23 protein-coding genes are annotated in these 26,713 nt (G+C 64.9%); 14 read left to right on the top strand and 9 right to left on the bottom strand.

The window, feature by feature from the left end; all coding sequences use genetic code 11:
• Window positions 1-43: 43 nt before the first annotated feature.
• Window positions 44-1,567 (bottom strand): phytoene desaturase family protein, encoded by a 1,524-nt coding sequence (locus tag ACY9XZ_RS16660; RefSeq protein WP_463458156.1) that lies wholly within the window; start codon window positions 1,565-1,567, stop codon window positions 44-46.
• A 149-nt stretch (window positions 1,568-1,716) separates the two neighbouring features.
• Here ACY9XZ_RS16660 and ACY9XZ_RS16665 point away from each other — a divergent pair, with 149 nt between their 5' ends.
• Window positions 1,717-2,781 (top strand): Brp/Blh family beta-carotene 15,15'-dioxygenase, encoded by a 1,065-nt coding sequence (locus tag ACY9XZ_RS16665; protein ID WP_463458157.1) that lies wholly within the window; start codon window positions 1,717-1,719, stop codon window positions 2,779-2,781.
• 39 nt (window positions 2,782-2,820) lie between these two features.
• Here the strand turns inward: ACY9XZ_RS16665 and ACY9XZ_RS16670 are convergent, their stop codons facing one another.
• On the bottom strand, window positions 2,821-3,792 hold the full coding sequence (locus ACY9XZ_RS16670) for an aldo/keto reductase (protein WP_463458158.1): 972 nt from the start codon (window positions 3,790-3,792) through the stop codon (window positions 2,821-2,823).
• A gap of 143 nt (window positions 3,793-3,935) precedes the next feature.
• Here ACY9XZ_RS16670 and ACY9XZ_RS16675 point away from each other — a divergent pair, with 143 nt between their 5' ends.
• Window positions 3,936-5,156 carry a GNAT family N-acetyltransferase gene (locus ACY9XZ_RS16675; protein ID WP_463458159.1) on the top strand — a complete coding sequence of 407 codons (1,221 nt, stop codon included), beginning with the start codon at window positions 3,936-3,938 and terminating at the stop codon, window positions 5,154-5,156.
• An 89-nt stretch (window positions 5,157-5,245) separates the two neighbouring features.
• Here ACY9XZ_RS16675 and ACY9XZ_RS16680 read toward each other — a convergent pair whose 3' ends face one another.
• The 3 genes from ACY9XZ_RS16680 to ACY9XZ_RS16690 all read right to left on the bottom strand — a co-directional run bounded on the left by ACY9XZ_RS16680 (window position 5,246) and on the right by ACY9XZ_RS16690 (window position 9,035).
• Window positions 5,246-6,625, bottom strand: coding sequence for a hemolysin family protein (locus ACY9XZ_RS16680; RefSeq protein ID WP_463458160.1), 1,380 nt, complete (start codon window positions 6,623-6,625; stop codon window positions 5,246-5,248).
• A 56-nt stretch (window positions 6,626-6,681) separates the two neighbouring features.
• Window positions 6,682-8,271, bottom strand: a complete 1,590-nt coding sequence (locus ACY9XZ_RS16685) for an oleate hydratase (protein WP_463458161.1) — start codon at window positions 8,269-8,271, stop codon at window positions 6,682-6,684.
• A 119-nt stretch (window positions 8,272-8,390) separates the two neighbouring features.
• Window positions 8,391-9,035, bottom strand: coding sequence for a helix-turn-helix domain-containing protein (locus ACY9XZ_RS16690; protein ID WP_463458162.1), 645 nt, complete (start codon window positions 9,033-9,035; stop codon window positions 8,391-8,393).
• An 842-nt stretch (window positions 9,036-9,877) separates the two neighbouring features.
• On the opposite strand from ACY9XZ_RS16690, the gene ACY9XZ_RS16695 reads away from it, so the two are divergent.
• The 3 genes from ACY9XZ_RS16695 to ACY9XZ_RS16705 all read left to right on the top strand — a co-directional run bounded on the left by ACY9XZ_RS16695 (window position 9,878) and on the right by ACY9XZ_RS16705 (window position 13,069).
• Window positions 9,878-10,834 carry a TIGR03557 family F420-dependent LLM class oxidoreductase gene (locus ACY9XZ_RS16695; RefSeq protein ID WP_463458163.1) on the top strand — a complete coding sequence of 319 codons (957 nt, stop codon included), beginning with the start codon at window positions 9,878-9,880 and terminating at the stop codon, window positions 10,832-10,834.
• A 530-nt stretch (window positions 10,835-11,364) separates the two neighbouring features.
• Entirely contained in the window at window positions 11,365-11,886 is a 522-nt protein-coding gene (locus ACY9XZ_RS16700) for an SRPBCC family protein (RefSeq protein WP_463458164.1), read from the top strand.
• A gap of 13 nt (window positions 11,887-11,899) precedes the next feature.
• Window positions 11,900-13,069, top strand: coding sequence for a zinc-dependent alcohol dehydrogenase (locus ACY9XZ_RS16705; RefSeq protein WP_463458165.1), 1,170 nt, complete (start codon window positions 11,900-11,902; stop codon window positions 13,067-13,069).
• Between the two features lie 149 nt (window positions 13,070-13,218).
• Here ACY9XZ_RS16705 and ACY9XZ_RS16710 read toward each other — a convergent pair whose 3' ends face one another.
• Complete coding sequence (locus ACY9XZ_RS16710; protein ID WP_463458166.1) at window positions 13,219-14,253, bottom strand: hypothetical protein; 1,035 nt, start codon at window positions 14,251-14,253, stop codon at window positions 13,219-13,221.
• A 535-nt stretch (window positions 14,254-14,788) separates the two neighbouring features.
• Here ACY9XZ_RS16710 and ACY9XZ_RS16715 point away from each other — a divergent pair.
• From ACY9XZ_RS16715 to ACY9XZ_RS16735, 5 genes are all read left to right on the top strand, one after another.
• Window positions 14,789-15,559, top strand: a complete 771-nt coding sequence (locus ACY9XZ_RS16715; RefSeq protein ID WP_463458167.1) for a lamin tail domain-containing protein — start codon at window positions 14,789-14,791, stop codon at window positions 15,557-15,559.
• Between the two features lie 172 nt (window positions 15,560-15,731).
• Window positions 15,732-17,075 carry a glycosyltransferase family 2 protein gene (locus ACY9XZ_RS16720; protein WP_463458168.1) on the top strand — a complete coding sequence of 448 codons (1,344 nt, stop codon included), beginning with the start codon at window positions 15,732-15,734 and terminating at the stop codon, window positions 17,073-17,075.
• A 342-nt stretch (window positions 17,076-17,417) separates the two neighbouring features.
• Window positions 17,418-18,074: a DsbA family protein gene (locus ACY9XZ_RS16725; RefSeq protein ID WP_463458169.1), complete on the top strand. Its 657-nt coding sequence runs from the start codon at window positions 17,418-17,420 to the stop codon at window positions 18,072-18,074.
• Window positions 18,071-18,670 (top strand): hypothetical protein, encoded by a 600-nt coding sequence (locus tag ACY9XZ_RS16730; protein ID WP_463458170.1) that lies wholly within the window; start codon window positions 18,071-18,073, stop codon window positions 18,668-18,670. The genes ACY9XZ_RS16725 and ACY9XZ_RS16730 overlap by 4 nt, the downstream gene beginning before the upstream one ends.
• A 107-nt stretch (window positions 18,671-18,777) precedes the next feature.
• Window positions 18,778-19,317 (top strand): hypothetical protein, encoded by a 540-nt coding sequence (locus tag ACY9XZ_RS16735; protein WP_463458171.1) that lies wholly within the window; start codon window positions 18,778-18,780, stop codon window positions 19,315-19,317.
• Between the two features lie 57 nt (window positions 19,318-19,374).
• On the opposite strand, the gene ACY9XZ_RS16740 is transcribed toward ACY9XZ_RS16735, so the two are convergent.
• Both ACY9XZ_RS16740 and ACY9XZ_RS16745 read right to left on the bottom strand, forming a co-directional pair.
• Window positions 19,375-20,562: a redox-regulated ATPase YchF gene (locus tag ACY9XZ_RS16740; RefSeq protein ID WP_463458172.1), complete on the bottom strand. Its 1,188-nt coding sequence runs from the start codon at window positions 20,560-20,562 to the stop codon at window positions 19,375-19,377.
• Between the two features lie 100 nt (window positions 20,563-20,662).
• Window positions 20,663-21,160 carry an N-acetyltransferase family protein gene (locus ACY9XZ_RS16745; RefSeq protein WP_463458173.1) on the bottom strand — a complete coding sequence of 166 codons (498 nt, stop codon included), beginning with the start codon at window positions 21,158-21,160 and terminating at the stop codon, window positions 20,663-20,665.
• A gap of 128 nt (window positions 21,161-21,288) precedes the next feature.
• Here ACY9XZ_RS16745 and trpC point away from each other — a divergent pair, with 128 nt between their 5' ends.
• Genes trpC through ACY9XZ_RS16765 form a run of 4 tightly spaced genes read left to right on the top strand, consistent with a single transcriptional unit; the run spans window position 21,289 to window position 25,023 of the window.
• Complete coding sequence (trpC, locus tag ACY9XZ_RS16750) at window positions 21,289-22,104, top strand: indole-3-glycerol phosphate synthase (RefSeq protein ID WP_463458174.1); 816 nt, start codon at window positions 21,289-21,291, stop codon at window positions 22,102-22,104.
• Window positions 22,101-23,363, top strand: coding sequence for a tryptophan synthase subunit beta (gene trpB, locus ACY9XZ_RS16755; protein ID WP_463458175.1), 1,263 nt, complete (start codon window positions 22,101-22,103; stop codon window positions 23,361-23,363). Before trpC ends, trpB begins: the two co-directional genes overlap by 4 nt.
• On the top strand, window positions 23,363-24,193 hold the full coding sequence (gene trpA, locus ACY9XZ_RS16760) for a tryptophan synthase subunit alpha (protein ID WP_463458176.1): 831 nt from the start codon (window positions 23,363-23,365) through the stop codon (window positions 24,191-24,193). The genes trpB and trpA overlap by 1 nt, the downstream gene beginning before the upstream one ends.
• A 26-nt stretch (window positions 24,194-24,219) precedes the next feature.
• Window positions 24,220-25,023 (top strand): 2-amino-3,7-dideoxy-D-threo-hept-6-ulosonate synthase, encoded by an 804-nt coding sequence (locus tag ACY9XZ_RS16765; protein WP_463458177.1) that lies wholly within the window; start codon window positions 24,220-24,222, stop codon window positions 25,021-25,023.
• Here the strand turns inward: ACY9XZ_RS16765 and ACY9XZ_RS16770 are convergent.
• Window positions 25,020-26,414, bottom strand: coding sequence for a P-loop NTPase (locus ACY9XZ_RS16770; protein ID WP_463458178.1), 1,395 nt, complete (start codon window positions 26,412-26,414; stop codon window positions 25,020-25,022). The two genes, ACY9XZ_RS16765 and ACY9XZ_RS16770, sit on opposite strands and share 4 nt — an antisense overlap.
• Window positions 26,415-26,713 lie beyond the last annotated feature (299 nt).

A 26,713-nucleotide genomic window follows, 5' to 3' on the forward strand; every position in this document is an offset into this window, starting at 1 on the left:
CGCCGATTCACGATGGCGGCGCGTTCGCCGAAACTGAGCGGCCTCAGTCCGCCGTCGAGGCCGACTGGTCCCCTTTCGTCTCGAACGGGCTGTCCTCGATGATGTCCCGGGCGGTGTGTTCGCCGCTGATGAGACACATCGGCATGCCGATGCCGGGCGTCGTGTAGGCCCCCGTGTAGTAGAGTCCGTCAAGTCCGGCGCGGTGGTCGGGGCGAAGCGGCCCGGTCTGGAACAGCGTGTGAGCCAGCCCGAGCGCTGTCCCCTGCGGGTCGCCGAAGCGGTCGGCGAACTCGCTGACACACGCCGACTCCTCGACGACGATGCGGTCGCGGAGGTCCACGCCGGTCTGTTCGGCGAGGTCGTCCAGCACGAACTCGCGGTACTCCTCGCGAACCTCGGGGCCGTCGTCGAGGCCCGGCGCGATGGGGACGAGGACGACGACGGCGTGGTGGCCGTCGGGGGCGACCGTATCGTCGGTCTTCGACGTGACCGAGAGGTAGTAGGCGGGGTCGTCGGGCCACGCCGGTCGGTCGAATATCTGCTCGAAGTGGCCGTCCCAGTCCGTCGGCAGCACGAGCGAGTGGTGCGCCAGCGGCCCAACGTCGCCCTCGACGCCGAGATACAGCATGAACGCCGACGGGGCGTAGGTCCGGTCGTCCCAGTAGCTCGGGTCGTGGTCGCGGGCGGCGGCGTCGAGCAGATTCCGCTCGGTGTAGGCGGGGTTGGCGTTGCTGACGACGATGTCGGAGCCGACAACGCCGTCCTCGGTGGTCAGCTCGAACGCCCCTGCCTCGCCAGCGATGTGCGTTACCTCGGTCCCGGTCTGGATCTCGACGCCGAGTTCCCGAGCCAGCGATCCGAGGCCGTCGACGACGCCGGCGATACCGCCCGCCGGGTAGAACACGTTCATGTTCAGGTCGACGTGGCTCATGATGCTGTACAGCGCCGGGGTGTTGTGTGGCGCGCCGCCCAGAAACACCAGCGTGTATTCGAGCAACTGACGGAGCTTGGGGTGGTCGACGTAGCGGCCGACGTAGTCGTCCATGGAGCCAAAGAGCCGCGCTCGCGGCGCAAGCGGGAGGAGGTCGGTGTCGACGTAGTCACGCAGCCGTTCACGGCCCTCGTAGACGACCCGGTCCATCGCCAGGTCGTAGTTCTGTTCGGCCCGTTCGAGGTACTCCACGAGCGCGTCGCCGGCCCCTTCCTCGTAGGACTCGAACACCTCGCGGGCGTTCTCGCGGTTCGGCCGCATCGTCACGCGGTCGCCGTCCTTCCAGAACACCCGGTACTGGGGGTCCAGCCGCTCCAGTTCGTAGTAGTCCGCGGGCTCGCGGTCGAAGTGGCCGAAGAAGCGCTCGAATACGTCGGGCATCAGATACCACGACGGGCCGGTGTCGAACCGGAAGCCGTCGCGTTCGAGGACGCCGGCGTGGCCGCCGAGCCGGTCGTGGCGTTCGAGCAGTCGCACGTCGGCCCCGGCGTCGGCCAGGTAACACGCGGCAGCGAGGCCGCCGAAGCCGCCGCCGACGACGGTCACCGTCCGGTCGCGAGGAAGGCCATCACGCATATCGTCCGCTAGCGACTATGCCTGAAAAAGGGTTCCTCGGATTCTCAGGACCTCACAACAGACACCGTCATCATTAATTCACTGGGCCGTTCCCAGTTCGCTGGAATCGCTCGTTTCGTTTATACTGAGCTTTTCCCTAGCGTTGCCGTATGCGAACAATCAGCCTGGGGTCCGTCTGGAACCGTCACCGGGACGCCGACCGCCACCCGTCGCTCTGGCTCTCGCGGGCGAGCCTGCTGGTACTCGCCGTCGCCTTCGGTCTGCTCGGCGCTGTCGGTGTCAGGGTTCCCCTCCGGGCCCAGATGGTCGTGTACCTCGTCGGGATGGTCGCGCTCAACCTCCCGCATGGCGGCTACGAGCACTTCGAGAACCTCCGTCGCCGTCGCCCCGCCTTTCGCTGGCGGTACGTCGCCGTGTATCTGGCGGCCATCGGCGGCTTCGTCGGCCTGTTCCTCGCCGCGCCAGTTGCCGGTCTCGCGCTGGCACTGACCGTCGCCATGGCGAAGGGCGGCCTGGGCGGCCGACAGGTGTTAGAAGCCACGAGCGGCACCGAGCACCTCAGGACCCGGTTCCAGCGCTGGCTGGCGGCGGCCGTCCGCGGCGGCGCGGTGATGCTCGTCCCCATCGTGTTCTGGCCGGAGACGTTCCACGCGTTCAGTTCGCTGATGGTCGGGCTCGTCGAGCCCGGGGCGCTCTCGGCGTACGCAGGTTCCTTCGATACGACCCGGCTCGTCATCGGGTCCGGCTACGGCCTCGCGCTGACGGCGCATATCTTTCTTGGCTACCTGCGGGGCGGGGGCCGCTCCTGGCTCGTCGACGCGGGGGAATCGCTGCTGCTGACGGCGTACTTCGCGTTCGTTCCGGTCCTCGTTGCCGTCGGCCTGTACTTCCCGTTCTGGTACTCGGCCAGACAGGTGGCGCGGACGGCAGCCGTCGAGGATGAGCCGGTCGGCGACGAGCGCTGGGACCTGCTGGGCGGCGCGGATCCCTCGACTGTCGCACTGCGGGCCTGGATCGTCCTCGTCGTCGGGGCGCTTGCCACCTTCGGCGTCCTCGTCGCCGTCTACTGGGCGTTCCCGAATCCGCTGGGCACGAGCGACCTACTCCCCGGCGCGGTGGCGTTCTGGAGTATGTTCATCAGTATCGTCGCGCTTCCGCACATCGTCGTCGGGTCGCTGCTCGACCGCGACCGGGGTATCTGGTACGTGCCCTGACCGCGAACAGCGCTCCGCTGGCGGGACCGCGGCGACACTTCACTCGTGACCCGAAACCGGGACCGGCTCGTAGGGCGCTTCCAGGTACTCGATGTCCGAGTCGCTGAGGTCGATATCCAGGGCCTCGACGGCCGCTTCGAGGTGCTCGACGCTGGACGTGCCCAGAATCGGTGTCGTCACCCACTCCTTGTGGAACTGCCAGGCCAGCGCGAGCTGGGCCATCGACACGCCCTTTTCGGCGGCGAGTTCCTGCACGCGTTCGTTGATCTCCCGGCCACCACCCGCCGCGTACGGCCGGCCGATCTCGGCCTCGTATTCCCCGCGGGTCGTCGCATCGAACTCTTCGTGGGGACGAGTCAGGAAGCCCGCGCCGAGCGGGCTCCACGGCATCACCGCGATCTCCTCTCTCTCACACAGGGGGAGCATCTCGCGTTCCTCCTCGCGGTAGACGAGGTTGTAGAGGTTCTGCATCGAGACGAAGCGGTCGAGATTCAGGCGGTCCGACGCGTGTAGTGCCTCGGCGAACTGGTAGGCCCACATCGACGACGCCCCGAGATGGCGGACCTGGCCGCGCCGAACCGCGTCGTCGAGCGTCCGGAGCGTCCCCTCGATCGGCGTGTCGTAGTCCCAGCGGTGGATCTGGTAGAGGTCGACGGTGTCCATCCCGAGCCGGTCCAGTGAGTTCGACAGCTCCTGCTCGATGGCCTTCCGCGAGAGGCCGCCGGAGTTGGGGTCGTCCTCGTGCATCTGGCCGTACCCTTTCGTCGCGATGACGAACTCGTCGCGGTCGTACTCCGAGGTCACGTCGCCGAGGATTTCCTCCGATTCACCGTCCGAATAGACGTTGGCCGTGTCGAAGAAGTTGATTCCAAGATCGATGGCGCGCTCGATGACCTCTCGGCTCTCCGCGCGGTCGAGCGTCCACTCGTCGCCCTTCGTCCCGAAGCTCATACAGCCCAGACAGATGTCCGAGACGGTGATGCCGGTCGAACCGAACGTCGAGTACTCCATACCACCCGGTCGGCCACGACGGTGTAAAGTCCTGTGCCGGCCACGTGGGTCGCCGCCAGGTCCCGGGGGCTCGGCCCACGCGGGACCACGATGTCGCCACGCAGATGCCTAGGTTTCTGTAGCTGGCGACCACCTGCACTGGTATGCCCGAACTCCGTCCCGTCCCAGCGGCTGACCGCCAGGCGTACCGGCGAATCCTCCAGTACGCGTTCACCCCCGAACGAGGTCCCGTGTTGCCGGAGCCGGACGGCGACTGGCCGCCGTCGTTGTTCGACCAGCGCGGCCTCTACGACGGCGACAGCCTCCGAGCCACCTGCAAGCTGTACTACCTCGATACGACCGTCCGCGGCGCGGCGACGACGGTCGGCGGTCTCGGCGCAGTCGCGACGCCGCCCGAACACCGCGGGCAGGGGTACGCCCGTGACCTCTGTCAGGACGCACTGTACGAGTACCGCGATTCTGATGTCGGATTCGTCACCCTCTGGCCGTTCTCGACGCCGTTCTACCGGCGGCTAGGCTGGGGTACGGCCAACACCTGCCGCCGCTTCGACCTGCCGCCGTCGGCGCTCCCGGACTACGACACCGCCGGACAGTTCGTCCGCCTCGACGCCGACGACTGGGAGCGGCTCCGTCAGGTCGAATCCGCTGCGGCCGCCGGGACGGCGCTCTCGCTTCGCCGCTCGGAAGCGTGGTGGCGCGAGCGGACGCTCGCCGACTGGGACGGCGACGGCGTCCCGTACTGCTATGGCTACGAACGCGAGGGGGCGCTTCGGGGCTACGTCGTGTACACCGTCGCGGACGATGCCGACCACACGCTCTCGGTCTCGAACCTCGCGGCTGCTGACGAGGAAGCCCGCCGGGCACTGCTTGCGTTCCTCGGTCGACACGGCGCACAGGTCGAGCGTATCATCCTCCAGTTGCCACCCGACGCCGACCTCCTCCACCGCGTCGAGGACCCCGGGGCTGTCGACTGTTCCATCGAGGCCGGGCCGATGCTTCGCCTGACCGACGTATCCGCCCTCGAACGCCTCGACTGGCCCACCGTCGATCTGGACTGCACGCTCTCTGTCAGCGACCCACTGCTTGCCCACAACGATGGCCAGTTCCGACTGTCGGTGAGTGGTGGCACGGCGACGGTCGACTCCGTTCCGGACGCTGACTCGACAGCCGATTCGCTTCCGGACGCTGACTCGACAGCCGACGTGGCCGTCGACATCGCGACGCTTTCCCAACTCGCCGTCGGGACGCACGGCGTCGACGCGGCCGAGCGGTTAGCTGGACTGGAGATACTCGATGATTCGCTTCGCCAGCCGCTTACGGACGTTTTCCAGCCTGCTCCTGTCTATCTGGACGAGTTCTTCTGATACTGTCGGACGTACGCCTTTCATGAACTTCGCCGCCCCGGGGTGACGAATATCTTCACGAAGTCACGTCCAACAGTATGGGCGGTCGCTTACTCAGACGATTGCGAGCCGTCGGTGTCGCCTTCGCTGATACGGATCGTCGAAATACGGGTGCCGTCGACGCCCGTCACCTCGAACACGTGTCCGGCCGCTTCGACGGTGTCGCCGACTTCGGGCGCGCGGTCGAGTCGGCCAAGCACCAGTCCGCCGACGGTTTCGAACGCGTCGCTGTCGAGATCGACGCCGAGCGTGTCCGCGACTGTCGACAGCGGGACGCCGCCGTCGGCATCGTAGCTCCCGCCGCTTCGTTTGTGTATCGAGTGCTCCCGGTCGTCGACGTCGAACTCGTCGCGCAGGTCGCCGACGACGGCTTCGACGACGTCCTCCACCGTCGCGATGCCCTCGAACACCCCCCACTCGTCGATGACCGCGGCCACCTGCTGGTGGTCCTGCCTGAACTGTAACAGGAGGTCGTTGATCGCGGTCGTCTCCGGAACGACGAGCACCTCACGGGCGATGTCGCCCGCGGTCGCATCGTCGTTGCCCTCCTCTCTCGCCCGCACCACGTCCTTGACATCGAGGAACCCGACGACCTGATCGCTGTCGTCGGCGTCGAGCACCGGATAACGCGTGTGTCCTTCCTCGAGGACGGTCGCCCGGATGGCCGACAGTGTGGCGTCGGCGGGCACGCTCACGACGTCGGGGCGCGGGACCATGACTTCACGGACGTTGGTGTCATCGAGGTCGAACACGCGCTCGATCATGTCGACCTCGGCCGCGTCGATGTTCCCCTCCTCGCCGGAGCGGGCCAGCACTCGACGGATTTCGCGCTCGCCGAGCGTCTCGTCCGTTTCCGAGGCCGGCGGGACGCCGAGCAGTTGCGTGAAGGCGTTGGCCGACCCGTTGAACACGACGATACCGGGATAGAACAGGTAGTAAAACAGCTTCATCGGCGGCGCGAGCAACAGCGAGAGCCGCTCGGTCCGCGCGATCGCGAACGTCTTCGGCGCGAGTTCGCCGAAGACAACGTGGAGGAACGTGATGATGCTGAACCCGACCGCGAACGCCACGAGATGGAGAAGGCTCTCTGGCAGCACCGGGGCGAGAACGGGTTCGAGCAGCGCCGCGACGGCGGGCTCACCGACCCAGCCAAGCCCCAGCGAGGCGAGCGTGATCCCGAGCTGGGTCACCGCGAGGTAGTTGTCCAGGTCCGCCATCACCGCCTGAAGCGAGCCCGCGCCGGCCCGTCCTTCGGCAGCGAGCTGGTCGACTGACGTCCCGCGGACGCGGACGAAGGCGAACTCCGCGGCGACGAAGAACCCGTTCAATCCCACGAGAAACAGCGCCACGACGAGCTGTGCCGCCGAGAGCGCGAGATTTACCATCGCAACCCCCGGCTGGAGAGCGTCGGTGTGTTCATACACACCCATCTCCGTCACCGTACTAAAACACTGGAATATACTCGCGCGTACCGCCGTCGGTTGCTTCAGCGGTACGCGGCCCGAACGGCGTCCGCGAGGACACCGGGCGTCCGGTAGTGTTTGGTCACCGGAGGGACCTCCCGGTCGAGGTCGAGCAGCTCGTAGACGGCGGTCATCGCCGACCGGACCGAGTACTCGACGGTGAACACGACGTCCCGCGGCTGTTCGGCGTACTGTCCGAGGAACGCCAGGTTGTTCGACCCGTCCGGAACGACCTCGGGCCGGTCACCGGGCTCCCGGGGCTGGAAGTGCGCCGTGATGAACGGCATCATCGCCGGGATACAGGTCACGTCGTCGAGTAGCTCCGGGAGCCGGTCCTCGCACTGCAGGTGGTAACACAGTTCCTGCAGGATTTCCCGGCCGGTACACTCGGACATCGGTTTCTCCACGTAGTTCCCCTCGCGGTCCGGGAACAGTGCATAGCCCCAGAACACCTTCACGTCGTCCGGCTGGTTCGCGAAGTGGGGCTGGGCGGCGACGACTGTCGACAACAGCCAGTTCGACCCGAGGTAGGTGACGAGCCCGTTACCCGGTTCCTCGTCGGTGAAATCGACGATGTGGTCGAACAGCTCGGTGTTGTGCAGGGTGACGGTGAACGACTCCCATTTCGTCTCCGTGACGTTGTCAGCAAACACCGATGGATTGCCGAACTGTGAGTTGCCCTCGGCGATGGACTTCCATAGCTCCCAGGACGCGCCGGTCTCGTTCAGTTCCGGGGCCTCGTCCATCCCACCGATAGACGAGCCGTCGGTCATCGACCCGTTCGTCACGAACACGAGGTCGGACGGCTCGACGGGGACCGACTCGGTGCCGCTGTCGGTCTCACAGTAGAGTCGCTCGACGGTGCGCCCCATCTGTGATGGGATAATATCCATATCCGTCACCTCGTGGCTGTACTCGAAGGAGACGCCCCTGTCTTCGAGCCAGCGCCGGAGCGGGAGGATCATCGAGTCGTACTGGTTGTACTTCGTCCGGTCGATCCCCTCCATGGTGTGCAGGCGCGGGAACTCGTGGAGGAACCGGTACATATACCGCCGGACCTCGGCGGCGCTGTGCCACGGCTGGAACGCGAAGATCGTCGCCCAGACGTACCAGAAGTTCGTCTCCAGGAACGACTCGTCGAACCACTCCTCGATGCGCGTATCGCCGAGTCGGGCTTCGGGCGTGAGAAGCAGTCGGGCTATCGACTGCCGGTGCTGGCGGGTCAGTCCATACTCGCCCGCGTCGATTCGCTCGCCCTCATGCATCAGGCGCGTTCTGGCGTACGATGGATTCGCTTCGTTGAACTCGTCCATCACGTCTTTGACCGAGCGCGAGTCGTCTTCGAGCGACGGGATGGTCTCGAAGAGATCCCACGTACATTCGTAGGTCGGGTAATTGAACATCCGACCGCCCCGAATCAGGTACCCCTCGTCCGGGTCGCCGGCCCCGTCCATCGCGCCACCGACGACATCCAGTTTCTCGTAGACGTGGATGTTCTCGCCGGGCATATTGCCGTCCCGTACGAGGAACGCCGCGCCAGCGAGGGCGGCGATACCACCCCCGACGAAGTGTGCTTCGCGGTCCGTGACGTGTGGGTACTGGTGGCCATACATATTGGGTCACCGTCATGTAATGGTACGCGAGTGCCAGCCCTAACCGTTGCCGACATATGTACAGCAATTTATAAGAGAGGATCTCCTGCCGAAACAGTCACGCTCGGATAAGCCTGCTGTCACCGCTCGGAACTGGCAATCGTGTGGTCGATCAACTGGTCCGTTCCACGGCGGAGGCGTTCCGAGATCGCGGATTTGGTCGCGTCGAGTTCCGCCGAGAGCGCTGTCAGATCCGCCCCCCGAGGGACGGCGAAGTACCCCAATCGATGGGCTGCCAGTAACGCTTCCCGCTGCGGGACAGTGAGCCCGTAGTCGTCGCCGCCGTGCTCCGTCTCACAGAGACGGTGCGGGTGGAAGGTGACACTGCTCGACTGACAGCCGTCCTGGAACGCTTCGAGGTCTGCCCGGTCGGCGAACTGCGTGCTCACCTTCCACCCGTGCTCGGTCACGAGTGCACCCATCGGATACGTCTGGCGATCGATGAGCTGGGTGTACATCTCGACGTAGTCCGTATCGAGGACGACCCGATACCGGGATTCGACGATAGCCGAGTCCATGGCGACGAACTCCACGACCGACTCGTCGCCGAGCAACGCCGATTCGAGCGCATCGGGGTCGATGCCCGTCGCGGAGAAGACGAGCGCCGGTTCCCTGGTCGTTCCGGAGACGACGTTATCGATGATCAAGTCAGTGTCCAGTTCGCCAGCGACTGTACACAGCGGTAGATCTGGGGACTGCAACTCGAACTCACAGATGACGCTCATGTGTGTCGCTCAGCCGAACAGAATAAAGCAGTACTGGGGATTCCCACTTGTCGAAACTGACCGCCGTCGACGAACGCTCGCAGGAACAGGTCCGGGGAACATGCGAACTGCGGCTTGAGAACACACAACTGACCAACTGAACCGGGCTGTGCTGCGGTCGCTGCTCACGACGAGAGTAACCAGACTATCTCTGGAAGTAGGCCGCCGCTATCGAACCGCCTCACCGCTTGAGCCTAACAGGTCTCGGCTGGGGGTCGTCGGTTAGAAGAACGGTGCCCCGCTCTTCAGCGACGATAATCGCGGCGCGTTCTCCGGAATCCAGTTCTTCAGTCCGACTTGGCTTTCGTCGGCTTCGACGAGTTCGAACGAGAGGTCAGCCAACTCGTCCCGAGCACCACCAACCTCGGCTTCTTTGTGAAACAGGTCTGAAAGTGACGAGCCCTATGTGACCTCTCAGAGTGTACTCTATTCGCCTTGTGATTGCGACTGTCCTTTTTCAGAGGGTAGCATATGCGGTTCTAGGACATCTGGTCACTTCGCCTCGCAGTATGGATAGAAAGCTGGCCTCGGCACTCACATCTCGAAGTCTATACACAGTCCGGCTGGAAGTATCGCCGCAAGTCCCGCTACTGGGATATCGTCAGGGTGTACTGTCTCTCGTTGGATACGCTCCCAGTCGGCTCCAGAACTCGAATGGATTCGACTGTCTGTGGGACTCTCACCGAACCGAGTCCGTCTCCGAGCCACGTGGTCATAAAAACACCTTTCAGGTGCCGGCAGTAGTTTCACACTCTCGACGGTCGACAAGCTATATCCTGCGGGGCTAACGTCCCGATTTTACAATGACAGAGGTAGGTTACACACTATCGAGCGAGGAGCACAACCCGACCGACCTGGTCGAGTACGCGCGGCGGGCAGAGGAAGCCGGGTTCGACTTTCTCTCCATCTCGGACCACTATCACCCCTGGATCAGTGAGCAGGGACACTCCCCGTTCGTGTGGTCGACACTCGGTGGAATCGCGACCGCGACCGAGGATATCGACGTCGGCGTCGGGGTCTCGGCGCCGATCATCCGCTTCCATCCGGCAATCTATGCACACGCTGCCGCCACCGCCGCCGCGATGTTCGACGACCGCGAGTTCTACGCTGGCGTCGGAACAGGCGAGAAACTGAACGAGCACGTTCTGGGCGACCACTGGCCCGAACACGCCGTTCGCCTAGAGATGCTCGAAGAGGCAGTCGAGGTAATCGAACGACTCTGGACCGGCGAAGAGGTCAGCCACCACGGGGAGCACTACACCGTCGAGAACGCGAGACTATACACCCTCCCCGAGGAGACGCCGCGCATATGTGTCTCCGCGTACGGTGAACGGACAGCCAGCGCCGCAGTCGAGTTCGGTGACGGGTTCTGGTCTGTCGGCCCGCAGGACGTCATCGACGTCTGGGAGGACCACGGCGGGGACGGACCACGCCTCTGTCAGCTCAAGGCCTGCGTGGCCGACAGCGAATCCGAGGCAGTCGAGACCGCCTACGAGAAGTGGCCGAACTCCGCGCTACCGGGCGAACTGAACACCGAGTTACCGACGCCGGCGCTCTTCGAACAGGCAACAGAAATGGTCTCCAAAGAAGACATCGCAGAGGGTAGTATCATCACGAACCCCGACCCCCAGGCTCACATCGATAGTATCCAGACGGCCGTCGATGCCGGCTACGACCACGTCTACACCATGCAAATCGGCGACGACCAAGCAGCCATGATCGATATGTATCGCGAGGAGGTCCTCCCGTCGTTTTCGTGACCGGAGACGAACCGGCGGTACGTGCGGCAGCAAGCCGGCCGTGCCTGTGTTCCCCTGGGCGGGACCAGACTGATTCGGAACGGTCTCTGTATTAGGAGCGTGACTCGCCGGTAGAGGGCCGCCTTGCGGATGAGGCGGTAGCCGAGGCCCTTGCATTTGCAGCCACAACTGTCAATCCGGTAGCTCACCTCTAGCGGTTATCGAACCAGGTTTCGTTCGAAAGACGAAGCCGGAAACGAAAACCAGCAGGACGACCAGATCGAGGAACTCTTCCAATGACTCCACCACAGCGGGATACCGGAGCCGATCGGCCGGACTCCCCCCAGTCGCGGTCTCGTCGCACAGGGACGGGAGCTGTCAGCGACCGGACGAAACGGGCTGGCAGTCTCGTAATCGGTACGGTGCTTCTCCTCCGCGGGCTCAGACGGCGTTCAGTTCGCGGAGTCGTACTGGCACTCGTCGGCGCTGGCGCGATAGCCAGGGCGCTGGGGATTACTACCGGTCGCGAACAGACGGACAGCGCTCGGCGCATGAATCGTAGTCCGAGAGCCGATCAAACTGCCGCGACGACTGTCAGCCGCTCGGTAACCATCGGAAGGTCCGAAGACGAACTCTACGAGGCCTGGCGTGACCCACACGTGTTCTCCCAGATTATGGGACGCTTCGCTGAGATTACGGCGACTGGCGAGGACCATTACCGCTGGACCGTTCACGGGCCGGCCGGCGCGGCTCTCTCCTGGGAAACCCGGCTCGTCGAGTCCGAACCGGGGGAGGTCATTCGCTGGCAGACGGTGGGTGATGCGCCGGTGCCAAACAGCGGCTCGGTTCGCTTTCGCCCGGCACCCGGCGACCGCGGGACGCTCGTCACCCTGTCACTCGACTTCGACCCACCGGGCGGGACACCCGGAGAAGCGGCGTTGAAACGACTCGATGTCGTCCCCGAGACGCTCGCTGGCGAGGCCCTGGGACGGTTCAAGAGCCTCACCGAGAGCGGAGAGATTCCGACCCTCGCGGGAAATCCGTCGGGTCGCGGGACGGGGGACTTGCTCTGAGGAGACACCATCAATGAAGGCACTCACCTGGCACGGAAAGAAGGACGTTCGTGTCGAGAACGTCCCACGACCGGAGATCGTCAATCCGAACGACGCGATAATCGAGGTCACGGCCACCGCAATCTGTGGCTCGGACCTGCACCTCTACAACGACAAGATGCCCTCGATGCGCGAGGGCGACGTGATCGGTCACGAGCCGATGGGCGAGGTAGTCGAGGTCGGCAGCGACGTCGACACCCTCGAAGAGGGAGACCGAGTCGTCGTTCCCTTCACGATCAGCTGTGGGTCGTGCTGGTTCTGCGAGAACGAGATGTACTCCCTGTGTGACAACTCGAATCCGAACGCCGAGATGGCCCGGAAGATGATGGGCCAGTCCCCGGCGGGTCTGTTCGGCTATTCGCATCTCACAGGCGGGTACGCGGGTGCGCAGGCGGAGTACCTGCGGGTCCCCTACGCCGACGTCGGGCCGATAACGGTCGACTCAGAACTCTCCGACGAGCAGGTGCTCTTCCTTTCAGATATCTTCCCGACCGGGTACATGGCCGCGGAGAACGCCGACATCGATGAGGACGATACCGTTGCTGTCTGGGGATGTGGACCGGTCGGGCAGTTCGCCATCCAGAGCGCTCAGATGCTCGGTGCCGACCGGGTAGTGGCCATTGACCGAGTGCCCGAGCGCCTCGAGATGGCACGGGAACACGGCGACGCGGAGACGATTCACTACGAGGAGGCGGACGTCTACGACCGGCTGATGGAGATGACGGGAGACCGGGGGCCGGACGGGTGTATCGACGCGGTCGGAACTGAGGCACACGGAACCGGTCTCAGTGGTATCTCCGACGGCGTCAAGCAGAAAATAAGGCTAGAAGACGACCGAGCACACGTGCTCCGTCAGGCGATAAAGTGTTGCAGGAAGGGTGGAACGCTCTCGGTCCCGGGAGTCTACATCGGCCGTGCCGACAACATCCCGTTCGGCTCGGTGATGAACAAGGCCCTGACTATCAAGTCGGGACAGACGCACGTACAGCGCTATCTCGACCCGCTTCTGGAGCGGATCGAAGACGGCGACATCGACCCCTCCTTCGTCGTTACACACCGCGCCTCGTTGGAAGAGGGCCCGCAACTGTACGAGACGTTCAACCACAAGGACGATGGCTGTATAAAGGTCATTCTGGAACCGTAACGAGCGTCCAGCCGTCAGCCCGACGGCTGCCAGCAAGCACTGACGAGCGCTGCCGGAAGCGCCTGCGAGACGTTCGAACTCCGGATAGACGAAGTACGTTACGGGGGTCGGCGTAAATAACGACGGCGGCAGCGCGCGAACGCACGCCCCTACGCGTTCGGTGTGGTGAACTGCGCGGGCGAGACGGTGTTCTGGGCAACGGTCGCCACGCGAAGCACGAACGAGAACAGCAGTGCCAGCGGCGCAAACGCCACCGTGACAACCACCGGTGCGAGCATGGGGAGCGTCACCGGGAGGCCCGAAAGTGTACTGCCCGACTGGGACATCGCTATCAGGGCCGCCACCGTGAGAAACTCCGCAGGGAGCCCGACGTACAGGAGCAGCCGCGAGAAGTACGAGAGTTCCTCCTGGATGTACATGGTCTTGAAGTATTGACGAGCGATATCTACGTGTTTGATGCGGCTCGTGATGTTCTCGAGCGCCTCGGTCGCTTCCTCGGAGAGCAGGTCGGTGTGTCGGACCTCTATCCGGCGAATCGCGTTGAGCTCCCGCGCGTAGTTCGTGGAGAGGGTCGCAGCGAGCGCACCGAAGACACCGGTGTCCGGCCGCTCGAGCAGGCTGAGCACGTGCTCGATGTGGTCGGTGAGCCGATCCGCTGCGTCCCCCACGTCGGCCTGCAGCGCTTCATCGCCGACGCTTGCCGCCGCACTGCGGAGCCGGTCGGCCTCCTCTCGCGTACTCCGGAGGAGCAATGCGAGAAACGCCGCGGGTTCCTCGGGCGTCACCTCCTGACCGGTTTCCGTGCGGACGCGCTCGCGAAAGTCGCTCACCTCCTTGACGTTGCTCTCAAGCGCACCGATGCCACCGAGTGCCTGGGAGAGTACGAGCTGATTGATGGAGAGCACCACCGTGATGAGCGTGATGTTTCCTGACACGAGGGCGCCGAACGCCGTCGAGAGCGCGCCGAACTCCTGAACGGCCGTGAACCCGACGAACTGGAGCGCGGTGTACGAAACGAGGAGTACGACCAGCAGTCCGCCCGCGACCGCCAGCCGGTTGCCATCGAGCAGCACCCACTGGACCAACCTGTTCCACTGTCCGACCGTCCGCGACCGGGCGCCGGCGGTCGGGTTCTCCGATATCTCTCTCCCGTCTCCGGCGTCCGTATCGTCAACGCTGTCCATGAGCCTCGTACGGTGTCGAGGTGGGTAAGCCCACGGTGGTGCCACACGGAACACCGCTCTATGCCGATTGGACCTGCACGCATACTGATTGGTAGAATCAGGTCCTCGCCGCTATCGAGCAGTCTGGCGAACTCACCAATATGCCCGAATGGGCACCCGTGACGGCTCCGTGCGCTGCTTTTCCGATTGACCTCGCGGAGACCGCACTGCTTGCCGCCGAACTCGCGAACGCTCCGGTGTGCGGTCGTGGCATCCCTCGATGGCCGCGCGGTAGCACGCCAGCCGATCCGTCCGGGTCCAGCGGCCACTGAACGAAGGGCAGTTCCACCACGTCATCGTGAACGGCCGGTGCGCGATGGGAGCGCACGCGCGACGCCTCGACGTTTAGCTGGAAAGCAGGGACGGGTTCTCGGACCGTTAGAACGGTCGAGGTGTTCCGATAAGAGCGGGCTACGGAGAGTAACAGCGTGTTACCACCGAACGGCTCGCGAAACGATCTAGCCGTTAATTGATGGTCCTCCGTGAACACGATTCCATGCCCGGGAACTCCGACCGCGCTGCGTGGCAGGTGACGACCGACCGCGAACAGATACACGAGTGGGCCGATGAGCACGAGACGGTGCCCGTGCTTGCCGAGGGGATGGGCGATACCAGCCTGCGGCTGCTCTCGAACCCCGACGATGACCGCGGCGAGCAGCTGTCCTGGGACCAGTTTTTCGACCGCTTCGAGACCGAATCGCTGGCGCTCCGGTACCGAGAGACAGCGACCAGAGGAGAGGGCCAGCCGGCCTACGAGTTCGTGGGCAGAGACGAGATCACTGGGGCGGAAGTCAGCGATCAGGAGGGCCACAGCTCCCCCGAGGCACACACGCAGGAGGACGAGGAAATACAGTCGACTCCTCCGGGGACGGAGGGCGGCGGCGTCACACAGGTCGACAGCGAGACGGTATCGGAGTCGTCGCGTGACGTCGAGGCAGGTGCGTTCGTTCTCGACGAGATTCACGAGGACCGCGGGCTCGTGGACGACGTCGAGGACGAGTACGTGGCGTTCCGGAACGCGGGCGACGAGACGCTGACCCTCTCGGGCTGGACCGTCGAAAACGACGGCGGTCAGCGGTTCGTCTTCCCGGATGGATTCGTCCTCGACTCCGGCCAGAACGTCACGGTGCACAGCGGTCGCGGGTCCGACTCCGAGACCGACGTCTACTGGGGCGCAACGAGCGGGGTCTGGGATGACGACGGCGACACGATCACCGTCAGGACTGCGGACGGGCGAGAGGTCCTGCGAGAGCCGTACCTGAAGTGAATCGGGCGCTCGAAGGAGAGGGGTAACGACTGGGATAGCTACGCGCGCGATGGTGTCGAGTGCCGTAGTCGCTTCCACGGAGAGCTGATCGGTGTACTGGACTGCTATCCGGCGAATAGGTCGAACACTCGTCAACCCACTGATATTTATCGCGTCGGGACGTCTTCTCGGCATGGACACTCTCACTCCCGACGAGACGTCGCTCTCGATCCGAAGCGTCACCACCTGGGTCGTCGCGGCATTGCTCTCCGCGGTCCTGGTCACCCCGGGCCTCGTCGTCCCTGCGTACGGTCGGGTCTTCGTCACCGTTTTTCTCGTTGGGTGTACCGCTGCGGGCGGTCGACTTCTGGTCGCGACAGCGGTGGCGGCCAGGGGGCGTGACCCGCCTGCGGCACCGCCACAGGAGGAGTGGCCCGCAGTCAGCCTCGTCGTCACCGCGTACAACGAGGCGGACATCCTCGGTGCGACAATAGACGCCTGTACTCGCGTCGACTACCCCGACGACAGGTTAGAGGTGGTCGTCGGATACGAGTCGGCCTCGACCGACGGGACGGCGGCCGTCGCGGAGGCGGCGGCCGAGGCCCACCCGCGGGTAACTGCCGTCGAACGCACCGCCCCACCGGGCGGGAAAGCGAGCGCGACGAACAGCGCGATGACGGCAGCCACCGGCGAGGTAGTCGCGGTGCTAGACGCCGACCAGCGCCTCGAGCGCGGCGCAGTCGCCCGCGCAGTCCGGTGGTTCATCGACAACGAGTCGGTCTGGTGCGTGAAGGGTCGGTGCCTGGGGACGAACCCGGGCGAGTCGCTCGTCACGCTCCTCGCCACCGTCGAACGGAACCTGGTCGAGCGAACCGAGTTCGTCGCCCGCGACCGCCTGGGCGGATTCACCATCTTCACCGGCGGCCAGGCGTTCTTCCGGACCACCGCGCTCGACAGAGTGGGGCAGTTCGACGAGTCGATCCTCCTCGAGGACCTCGACATGGCCTACCGCCTCCAGGGTGCCGGCGGCACCGTCAGAGTCGATCCTGGCGTCGTGACCGAGGAGCGCAACCCCGTCGGAGTCTCCGCCTGGTGGAACCAGCGCAAGCGGTGGGCCCGCGGCGGCATGCAAGTCGCCCGTCGGTACCTCGGGACGAATCTCCTCTCCGGACCGCCCAGGGTTACCGCTCGCGTCGACCTGGCTGTCACGCTCGGTGCGCTGCTGGCGATTCCGTTCCTGGTTCTCGCCGCACCGCTGGTGGTACTCGTCGGCTGGAACGGGTACACGTCCCCAGCGATCGCTGGCTGGCTTTGGGCGTTCGTGTTCCTCGCGCCGCTGGTGGCGTCGTACGCTACGCTCGCCATCGACGCGAGGGACGGTTACCGGCGCGACGCCCTCGAGTACGCGGCACCCCTTCTCCTGTGGCCATACGTCGTCGTGCAGGCCCAGGCCATTGTGGTCTCGTTTCTCGACGAGTTCGTCCTCCGGCGACCGACGCGCTACGTGACGAGTTCGAGCGACGCTACCGGGAAGTGAACCGACGGGCGCCATGGGGTGATCGATGCTGGACCGCGACCCAGAACGCTGATGCTCGCGACACGCCGGGCACGCGCTCTCACTCGACGCGAGCCTACGGCCGATGCGCCGGTAGGTTCCCGCGGTGCTTCGGCGTTCGTTCACTTATCGCCGCAGTTGTCCGGATGGAAGGTCGGCCTCGGCACTCATAGGGCTCGTCACTAGCGGGGAGTCACCCCGGTTCGGCCCTGTGGGTCGTCGTCATCGGCCGGGGGATGCTACCGCCGCCGGCGACAAGACGGTTACTCATCGGGGCCACACAGTGGAACAAACGCTAAACCCGCGCAGGCCGACCAGTCGGACATGAACAGACGTCGTTTTCTGACGCTCTCCGGGGTCGGGCTCGCTGGCGCAGTTGCAGGCTGCAGTGGCGAGGCGGACAGCGGCGAGTCCGTCAGGAACCACCCGGCGGCTGCCGACCTCGAAGCCCAGCCCCGTCGCGGCGAACTGGGCGGCCACGTCGTCCTGGCGTTCGAAGATCCCTCCTGTCCAACGTGTCGGCGCTTCCACGAGAACACGCTGCCGGACATCCGGGAGAACATCGTGGACGCGGGCAAGGGTGCGTACGTCGTCCGGACCTACCCCGTCATCTACCCGTGGGGTGAGCCGGCAACGCAGGCGCTTGAGTCGACGTTCGCCCGCGACAGCGAGGCGTACTGGGCGCTGTTTGACCACTACTTCGCAGAACAGTCGTCGTTCGACTCGGACAACGTACTGGAGCGAACGGCGACGTTTCTCACCGAAGAGACAGAAATAGATGGCGAGGCGGTCGCAACCGACGCCCGGAACGGTGCCCACGACGACGCAGTCCAGGCTGATATCCGGGCGGCCGAGGACGCCGAGCTGGGTGAGACAACACCGATCATTCTGCTGTTTCAGGACGGCGAATTCGTGACGAAGGTCAACGGGAGCGTCAGCTACGACCTCATCGCGGAGGCGCTGGAGGAGCGCGACGGATGAGCACCGCACGGGGACTCCGCCTCCCGACGACGCGCGGGGACTGGCGGCTCATGGGCCGGACGGTCAGGCTCGTGCTCACATTGCCCGTCTACGCGGCGGTCGCTTCGATTGCCGCTGTCGTCTCGCTGACGCTGTTCGTCGTCTCGCTGAACGTCCCGCTGGTGCTTGACCTCGTGATCGGTGGGTCGCTCCCGCTTGCCAGCCGACTGCGCGTCCTCGGCGAACTGTACCCGTTCGTCGGCACGTCGTTCCACCCTGCGCAGGGCGTCCTGCTGGTCGTCGTCGCCGTTCTCACCGGTGTCGACATCGGCCTGGTGACGTACCACTTCCGCGAGCACGGCCTCGACCTCCAGCAGGGCGGCGCGGGCGTCGCGGGCGTCGTCCTCGGAACGCTCGGCGCGGGCTGTGCCGCCTGTGGGTCGGCGGTCCTGCTGGGGCTGCTGGGGCTGCTCGGCGTCTCGACATCGCTGCTGTTCCTGCCCCTGGACGGACTTGAGTTCGCGCTGGTGGCGCTCGTGGTGTTGACGCTCTCTATCTACTGGCTCGCCGAGGGGATGCGCGGCGGCGAGATCAACGGCTGCCCGGTCGATATCTGACCCGGTCCGGTGTCGCTGGCCGGTCACCTTCCGGCTGTCCGGATCCCACACCGTTCGAACGGGAGAAAACGTATAGTGTCGTCAGACGAACACCGTACCGAGAAGGTATGCCCGAGACGGAGTCCAAGGTGACGGCGTCGACGGAGTCCCCCGCCGAGTACGAGCACCTCCACCGGAAGCGGAAAGAGACGGCTGGGACGGTCGAACTGGCCGAAGTCGTCGACGTGTGGGTCGGCCAGAGCGAACTCGCCTGTCGGTTCCAGTTCGACTGGACGACCGACACGATACAGCGGCGCTACGACCTGGACAGCGACCGCGACATCGCCAAGGTCGAGCGGCTCTGTGAAGCGAACGGCCTGCAGTTCGAGCAGGCGGGCCATCTAGAGGGATCGCTGGTCGAACTCGAATACACCGGCTCGGAGTGGCTTCCCACACCCGAGGCCGCCTACACCGACGGCGAAGGGTCGGCGGCCGAGACGTTCCGCGCGGAGTGGCGGCTGCTGGTGCGCGAACTCGCCCAGTCGCCGGCGTTCCTCCGGCGGGGAATCGAACGCGTCCGGGGGCTGTCGACGACGCAACTGATCATCGGTGTCGTTCTCGTGAAGAAAATCGCCATCATCGCGATACTGGCGCATCTCCTGCTGTAGCCCGGCCGTCGCTGGATACGAAAACGGTGTCGGCGGAGCTCCGCGATAGCGCCCCGTTCAGTTCGTCGTCGTGATTTCGACCACGTCGCGGTGGTCGAGTTCGGTGTCAGCGCCGATCTGGCGCTCGGTGCGCACGTCGTGGGCGTGGAGGAAGCCCTCGCCGATGTCGGTGTGCAGGAAGTACGCGAAGTCCTCGGCGGTCGACCCGTCGGGGAGGACGAAACAGTCCTGCAGGAAGGTGCCGTCCTCCTGGGGCTTGCGAGCGCCGGGGAACACCGCGATAGCCCCCAGTTCCTCGAACAGCGCGGTCTCCAGCGCCTGCTGGACGCCCGTGCCACCGAACGCCGTCACGAAGTCCCGGATCTGTTCGAGGCCTGCAGCCTTCTCCTCGGGTAAATCTGCCGTCACAGTGAACTCCTCGTCGCCCGGCCGGTAGTCAAGCACGCCCTGCTCGTTGCCGTTTTTCAGCGCCTTCTCCGCGTGGGCCGAGACGGGGACGAACGTGAGGTGCTCGTACGCCGGGTCCTCGGTGATTGGCTCCCAGTTCGCCTGGGCCTCCGGGGTGTCCATCTTGTTCGCTGCGATGAGCATCGGCTTCGTTCGGATGCGGATCTCGCGGGCCAGGGCTTGTCTGTCCTCGTCGTCCCAGGTGTCGGGGTCCAGTTCCAGGTCCAGCGCGAGCACGACCTGCTTGATCTCGTCGGCGTTGATCTTGAACGCCGACATCTGCTCGGCGAGGTCGTCCTCAATGGCCTTGTCCTCGCCGTGGTAGCCCGAGCGGTAGCGCTCGATGCCCTTCTCCAGAATGTCGAGATACCACATATCCAGTTCCTCTTCGAGGAAGTCGATGTCCTCGCGCGGGTCGTGGTCCTCGGTGGGTTCGCCCTCGAGGTCCGTCTCGCCGGTGAAATCGACGACGTGGACGAGCACGTCGGCCTCGTTGAGGTCCGTGAGGAACTGGTTTCCGAGCCCCTTCCCCTCGTGTGCGCCGGGGACGAGGCCGGCCACGTCGACCAGTTTCGTCGGGACGAACCGCACGCCTTCTGTACAGTAGCCGTGATTGGGCGTACAGGTGTGGTCGAACTCGGGGGCCGCACAGTCGACGCGGACGTAGGCCTCGCCCATCGAGGGATCGATTGTCGTGAACGGGTACGCGCCCTCGGGCACGTCGTTCATCGTCGCCGCATTGAAAAAGGTGGACTTGCCGACGGAGGGCTTGCCGACGAGTCCGATCTTGTAGCTCATTGCACCGATGAAGCAGTTTCAGCGGCTTAAACGCTGTTACACGAGCTACGAGAGCGTGTGAGTCACACACGTACTGTTGCGGATCGAACTATGGCGGCGTTCACAACCGCCGTTCGTACACGTTGACGGGGTGGTCCTGCCCGCCGACTTCGGTCGTCCGTTCACCGACCTTCTCGAAGTGGGACCGGTAGAACGCGTTCCCCACCTCGTTCTCGGCCAGCACCTCGTCGCGGATTTTCCGCACGGAGAGCTCGTGCAAGTGCTGTTCGCCGCGGTGCAGCAGCTCCGTCCCGATCCCTTCGCCCCAGTAGTCCGGGTGGACGTAGAGGTCGAGGTCGCCGAAGCCGGTCGCATCTGTCATCCCACAGCTCATGTACGCCACCACGTCGCCGTCGGCCGTCGAGACGAACAGGCCGACCTCTTCGAGCTCGATCATTTGCTCCAGTAGCGGCGGCGCGTACCCCTCTTTGAGGTGCTCTTCCACTGTCTCTGCTCCGAGGATGTCGTCGTACACGGTATGCCACGTGGTCCTGGCAATCCGGCGGATATCCGCGATATCCACCGATTCGGCCGGCCGGATGGATGTCTGGAACGACATATGTGAACGTGGAACGTGAACCAATATAGAACTGTGGCTTGCTTGACAACGCGAGGGACCGTCGTGTCCTGCACCCCTGAGCGAAGAGGGTAACTCTTATGTACACTTCTGTACGTTAGTGTTCAGTAATGGACGACAGTGAGGAGATAGCACCAGCGGTTCAGTCGATTCTCGACGCGGCGCGGGAGCGCGGGGGCGGCGGTGACCGGGTATCGGTGACGCCCCGGTCGCTGCCCGACGCCTTCGACGCGGCGGCGGCTGACGGGCGGACGCCGGTCGTCGCCGAAATCAAGCCCACGAGCCCAACCGCCGAGGGAGAGCGGTCCGACAACCCGGTCGACCTCGCGAAACAAATGGTCGAGGGCAGCGCGGCGGCGCTGTCGGTGCTGACCGAGCCGGAGCATTTCGGCGGGTCAGCAGAGACCCTCGAACGGGTCCGCGATGCCGTCGACGTACCGGTGCTGCGCAAGGATTTCATCCTCCACGAGGACCAACTGGATGTCGTCGAAGCGGATGTCGTCCTGCTCATCGTCCGCTTTCTCGAAGCGGACGGGACCGACGACCTGGCGGACCTGCTTGCGGCCGCCCGCGAGCGCGGTTTCCAGGTCCTCGTAGAGACCCACACGGCGGGTGAAGTCGAGAAAGCCCTGGACGCGGGTGCGGACATCATCGGCGTCAACAACCGCGACCTCGGCGAGCTGGAGGTCGATCTCGGAACGTTCGAGGCGGTCGCGCCCGAAGTCCCGGACGGCGTCACACTCATTGCGGAAAGCGGCATACAGACGCCGGACGACGTTACACGGATGCGCGACGCCGGTGCGGACGCGCTGCTGATCGGCTCGGCTATCATGGACCACGACGCGGCGACGGACGTGGAAGCGAACACGCGGCGACTAGCAGATGCGGACACTGATGCAGTTGAAACGACGACTACAGACACATGAGTACTGACGACGCACACGACCCCAAGTTCGGCGAGTACGGTGGACAGTACGTGCCCGAGGCGCTGATGCCAGCTATCGAGGAGCTGACCGACGCCTACCAGCGGTACGTGCTCGAAAACGAGGACGGCTTCATGGACGAGTTCCGGGAGCGGCTGGCCGACTTCGGCGGCCGGCCGACCCCGCTGCAGTACGCGGACCAGCTCTCGGCCCGGTACGATACGGACGTCTACCTCAAACGCGAGGACCTGCTGCATGGCGGCGCGCACAAGCTCAACAACGCGCTGGGCCAGGTGCTGCTGGCGAAGTACATGGGCAAGGAACGCATCATCGCCGAAACTGGCGCGGGCCAGCACGGCACGGCGACGGCGATGGCGGCGGCCCATCTGGACATGCCCTGTGAGATCTACATGGGCGAAACCGACATCGCGCGCCAGCGTCCCAACGTGTTTCGGATGCGCATCAACGGCTCCGAGGTCAATCCTGTCACGGTCGGCCGGGGTACGCTGAAGGAAGCTATTTCCGAGACGATGCGCGACTGGGCGACCACCGTCGAGAACACCCACTACGTCATCGGGAGCATCGTCGGCCCACACCCATTCCCGAAGATGGTGCGGGACTTCCAGGCGGTCATCTCCGAGGAGGCCCGCGAGCAGGCCATCGAGAAGACCGGCGGCCTGCCCGACGCCGTGCTGGCGTGTGCCGGCGGCGGTTCGAACACGATGGGAACGTTCGCCCACTTCGTCAACGACACGGATGTCGACCTCTACGCCGTCGAGGCCGGCGGCTCCTCGCTGCAGGTCGACGAGGAGGAAGGCGTCGCGCCTAACTCCGCCACCCTTTCGACCGGCGACGAGGGCGTCCTTCACGGCGCGCGGACGAAGCTCCTGCAGGATTCCGACGGCCAGATTATGGAGTCCCACTCCGTCTCCGCGGGGCTTGACTACGCCGGCGTCGGACCGGAACTCGCTCACCTCGTCGACGAAGATCGCGTCATCCCGGTCAACGTCGACGACGACGCCGCGCTGGAGGCGTTCCACCGGCTCTCCCAGGACGAGGGTATCATCCCGGCCCTGGAGACGGCACACGCCTTCGGCTACCTGGAAGAGCACCACGACGAGGTCGGCGACACCGTCGTCGTCAACGTCTCCGGCCGCGGCGACAAGGACCTCGAAACCGTCATCGAAGAGACCAGCAAGCGCGACCTCGACATCGCCCCGGACATGTCCATTTTTGAGCGGGTCGGGGGAGGTGGCCTCTAATGGGCCTCGAACGCGCCTTCGCGGACGAACCGGCCTTCGTCCCCTACCTCGCGGCTGGCGACCCGAACTACGAGGCCTCGCTGGAATACGTCGAGGCGCTGGCCCGCGGCGGTGCGGACGTCATCGAACTCGGTCTGCCCTTTTCGGAGCCGATTGCGGAGGGCAAGACCATCCAGAACGCCATCGTCCGCTCGCTGGAGGCCGGGATGACGCCCGACCGCTTCTTCGAGTTCGTCACGGACCTCGACGTGGACGTGCCGCTGGTGTGTATGACCTACTACAACCTGATTTACCAATACGGCTCAGGCGAGGGCCCACGTCCCTTCGTCGAGAAGGCCGCCGCAGTCGGCATCGAAGGCCTCGTCGTGCCGGACCTGCCCGCCGAGGAAGCCGGCCCGCTCCGTCGGGCCTGTGACGATTTCGGCCTCGACCTCGTGTTCATCGTCGCGCCGACGACGAAGGGCGACCGGCTCGAACGGATGCTCGAACAGGTGTCGGGCTACGTCTACGTCCAGGCGCGCCTCGGTGTCACCGGCGCGCGCGAGGACGTGGACGACGCGACCGAGGACTCGCTGGCGCGGCTGTCCGACTGGGACGTGCCAAAGGCCGTCGGGTTCGGGATCAAGACGGGTGAGCACGCCGAGCGAATCGTGTCCGCCGGCGCTGACGGGATCATCGTCGGCTCCGCGCTGGTCGATATCGTCGCAGAGGGCCACGAGAACGACGACCCCGTCGGGGAGGTGGCCGACCGGCTCGAAGCGAAGGCTCGCGAACTCAAGGAGGGTGCGCTCCGAGGGGCGTCAGAACGACCGCAACCGGAACGCACATAATCGTACTTGCCACACTGTCTCATATCATGACTGCAGGCAAACGCGCACGACTCGAACGCATCGGGACAGACGACACATACGTCATCGTCCCGATGGACCACGGCATCACAATGGGGGCCGTAAAGGGCCTCAAAGACATCGAATCGACCATCGACGCGGTCACCAGCGGCGGCGCGGACGCCGTCCTCACCCAGCGGGGCATCGCCGGGCGCGTCCATCCGAACAAGAACGACGCGGGCTACATCACGCATCTCAACGGCTCGACCACCATCGGGCCGGACGAGCAGGACAAGCGAACCACCGGCACCGTTCAGGACGCCATCCGCGCCGGGGCCGACGCCGTCTCCTTCCATATCAACGTCGGCAGCCAGTACGAACCCGAACAGATCGAGGAGCTCTCCGAACTGACGACCGAGGCCAGCCGGTACGGCCTGCCGGTGCTGGCAATGGCCTATGCACGCGGCCCCGATATCGACTCCGAGAACGAGGACTACAACCAGTCCGTCGGCCACGCCGTCCGACTGGCCGAGGAACTGGGCGCGGACATCGTCAAGACCGGCTACACCGGCTCCGCCGAGACGTTCCAGCACGTCGTCGAGTCCACCTCGTTGCCGGTGGTCATCGCCGGCGGCTCGAAGGGAACTGACGAGGAGACTGTCCGGATGGTCCGTGGGACGATGGACGCCGGGGCCTCCGGCGTCTCGATGGGCCGCTCTATTTTCCAGCACGACGAACCGGAGAAGATCGCCCGCGCCGTCTCCGCGGTCGTCCACGACGACGCCACCACCGAGGAGGCGCTCCGCGAGGCCGGGCTGGCCGTCGAGGCCTAGAGGCCAAACAGCGACCGCATTCGCGCGCCGAGACCGTCTGTTTCAGCTCCGTCGGCGTCGGCTTCATCGATCTCATTCCCATCGGTTTCCCCTCCATCGACGTGAGCATCCGCACCACCCTCATCGGAAGACTGCGAGGACCCGTCGGTTTCTCGCGTCGAGTCATCGACACCGTGTTCCGACGTGTCGGTATCTCCTGGTGAACCGTCGATACCGCCTTGCGGTACGTCGGCAGTCAGGTCCGAGACAGCGGCGTTCCCTTCCGGAGCGTCGGGTTCTTGCTCCGAAGCGACAGACTCTGCCTCCGGTCCGTCGGACGATTCCGGCTCGGTCTCTCCTAGATCAGAGCCGTCTATTATCGACGGTTCAGTTTCCGGATTCGGGTCCGCTGGCTGTGGCTCTGAGTTGGATGACTCATCGGCATCGGCGGATTCGGCCCCCGTGTCCGCAACCGGATCGTCGGCGCTGTCCTTCTCTGCCGGCATTGGTCCGATCAGGTCGCCGTCGTCGGTGACTGCGTCAGGCGGATGAACTGCTCGGCCGCCGTCCGTCGTCCCGGGGGTGTGTCCCTGTCCCGACTGTTCCGTAGTCCGGGCCGTCGGCACCGCGTCAGTCGAGACCGGTGCGTCTGCCGGATCGACTTCGTCTGTCGTGGTGCCGTTCGACGCTTTCTCAGTATCGACGAGCTGTTCCGAGATCCGCTTGTAGGCGATTGCAGCGCCGCTGCTTGGCGCGTTCTGAACGACCGGCGTGCCGCCGTCCTGGGAGTGGGGGACGGCGTCGTCTTCCGGGACGTGGCCGAGCAGTTCGGCGTCGAGAAAGTCCGCGATTTCATCGGCCCCCGGCGACGCCCCCGTCCCGGATTTCGTGAGGATAAGTCCCCGAACTGGGGCGTCGACCCGCTCGGCGAGCTCTTTCGTGTTCGAAACGTTCCGGATCGACGCCACCCGCGGTGTCGAAATGAGCAACACGTCGTCGGCGAGCTGGAGCGGCCGAATCGTCTCCTCGCTCAGCCCCGCCGGCGTGTCCAACAGGACGACGTCGTGGTGCCACCGGAGGGTTTCGACGATGTCGGGCAGCCGGTCGATGTCGGTGTCAGCGTACCCCGCAAGGGTGGTCCCGCTGGGAACGATTGACAGGCCCACGTCGGTTTCGTACATCGCGTCCGTGACCGACGCGTCGCCGGCGAGCACGTCGTGAAACGTCGTGTCCTCGTCGGTGTCGATGTCGACGTCGAGAAAGTCGACGAGGTTCGCCATCGCGAGGTCCATCTCCACGACGACGGTCGAGTAGCCAGCTTCCGCTAGCAGTGTCCCGAGGTTGATGCTCGACGTCGTCTTCCCGACCCCTCCTTTCGCCCCGGCGATTGTGTAAACATGGTTGGTAACCATCTGTAACTGGAAAGTATTATACAGTCACAGGTTAGTAATATTCATTGATAAGTCTACTGGCCAACATTTAGTTACGATAATTAGAGGAAAATAAATAACAAACGTCGTCTTACGCAGCCACTGAATTCAGGAAATCCAATGGAACCCTCCCCCTGCGATGCGTATTTTACAAGCTGTCGAGGCGAATGCCACGCGGCTTGACCCCGAGGCGGTTCACGCCCCTCCCCGGATTGTCTGCAATCCAACAGGCCGACCCGGGTTCCGCCACGTTCAAGCCCCGCCGTTGCGGACGTGGGCGT

The sequence above is a fragment of the Haloarcula sp. HT12 genome, from assembly GCF_055271655.1.

Coding starts and splice junctions, on each gene's coding strand:
- ACY9XZ_RS16660 (WP_463458156.1), bottom strand. CDS start 1,567: ATGCGTGATGGCCTTCCTCGCGACCGGACGGTGACCGTCGTCGGCGGC.
- ACY9XZ_RS16665 (WP_463458157.1), top strand. CDS start 1,717: ATGCGAACAATCAGCCTGGGGTCCGTCTGGAACCGTCACCGGGACGCC.
- ACY9XZ_RS16670 (WP_463458158.1), bottom strand. CDS start 3,792: ATGGAGTACTCGACGTTCGGTTCGACCGGCATCACCGTCTCGGACATC.
- ACY9XZ_RS16675 (WP_463458159.1), top strand. CDS start 3,936: ATGCCCGAACTCCGTCCCGTCCCAGCGGCTGACCGCCAGGCGTACCGG.
- ACY9XZ_RS16680 (WP_463458160.1), bottom strand. CDS start 6,625: ATGGGTGTGTATGAACACACCGACGCTCTCCAGCCGGGGGTTGCGATG.
- ACY9XZ_RS16685 (WP_463458161.1), bottom strand. CDS start 8,271: ATGTATGGCCACCAGTACCCACACGTCACGGACCGCGAAGCACACTTC.
- ACY9XZ_RS16690 (WP_463458162.1), bottom strand. CDS start 9,035: ATGAGCGTCATCTGTGAGTTCGAGTTGCAGTCCCCAGATCTACCGCTG.
- ACY9XZ_RS16695 (WP_463458163.1), top strand. CDS start 9,878: ATGACAGAGGTAGGTTACACACTATCGAGCGAGGAGCACAACCCGACC.
- ACY9XZ_RS16700 (WP_463458164.1), top strand. CDS start 11,365: ATGAATCGTAGTCCGAGAGCCGATCAAACTGCCGCGACGACTGTCAGC.
- ACY9XZ_RS16705 (WP_463458165.1), top strand. CDS start 11,900: ATGAAGGCACTCACCTGGCACGGAAAGAAGGACGTTCGTGTCGAGAAC.
- ACY9XZ_RS16710 (WP_463458166.1), bottom strand. CDS start 14,253: ATGGACAGCGTTGACGATACGGACGCCGGAGACGGGAGAGAGATATCG.
- ACY9XZ_RS16715 (WP_463458167.1), top strand. CDS start 14,789: ATGCCCGGGAACTCCGACCGCGCTGCGTGGCAGGTGACGACCGACCGC.
- ACY9XZ_RS16720 (WP_463458168.1), top strand. CDS start 15,732: ATGGACACTCTCACTCCCGACGAGACGTCGCTCTCGATCCGAAGCGTC.
- ACY9XZ_RS16725 (WP_463458169.1), top strand. CDS start 17,418: ATGAACAGACGTCGTTTTCTGACGCTCTCCGGGGTCGGGCTCGCTGGC.
- ACY9XZ_RS16730 (WP_463458170.1), top strand. CDS start 18,071: ATGAGCACCGCACGGGGACTCCGCCTCCCGACGACGCGCGGGGACTGG.
- ACY9XZ_RS16735 (WP_463458171.1), top strand. CDS start 18,778: ATGCCCGAGACGGAGTCCAAGGTGACGGCGTCGACGGAGTCCCCCGCC.
- ACY9XZ_RS16740 (WP_463458172.1), bottom strand. CDS start 20,562: ATGAGCTACAAGATCGGACTCGTCGGCAAGCCCTCCGTCGGCAAGTCC.
- ACY9XZ_RS16745 (WP_463458173.1), bottom strand. CDS start 21,160: ATGTCGTTCCAGACATCCATCCGGCCGGCCGAATCGGTGGATATCGCG.
- trpC (WP_463458174.1), top strand. CDS start 21,289: ATGGACGACAGTGAGGAGATAGCACCAGCGGTTCAGTCGATTCTCGAC.
- trpB (WP_463458175.1), top strand. CDS start 22,101: ATGAGTACTGACGACGCACACGACCCCAAGTTCGGCGAGTACGGTGGA.
- trpA (WP_463458176.1), top strand. CDS start 23,363: ATGGGCCTCGAACGCGCCTTCGCGGACGAACCGGCCTTCGTCCCCTAC.
- ACY9XZ_RS16765 (WP_463458177.1), top strand. CDS start 24,220: ATGACTGCAGGCAAACGCGCACGACTCGAACGCATCGGGACAGACGAC.
- ACY9XZ_RS16770 (WP_463458178.1), bottom strand. CDS start 26,414: ATGGTTACCAACCATGTTTACACAATCGCCGGGGCGAAAGGAGGGGTC.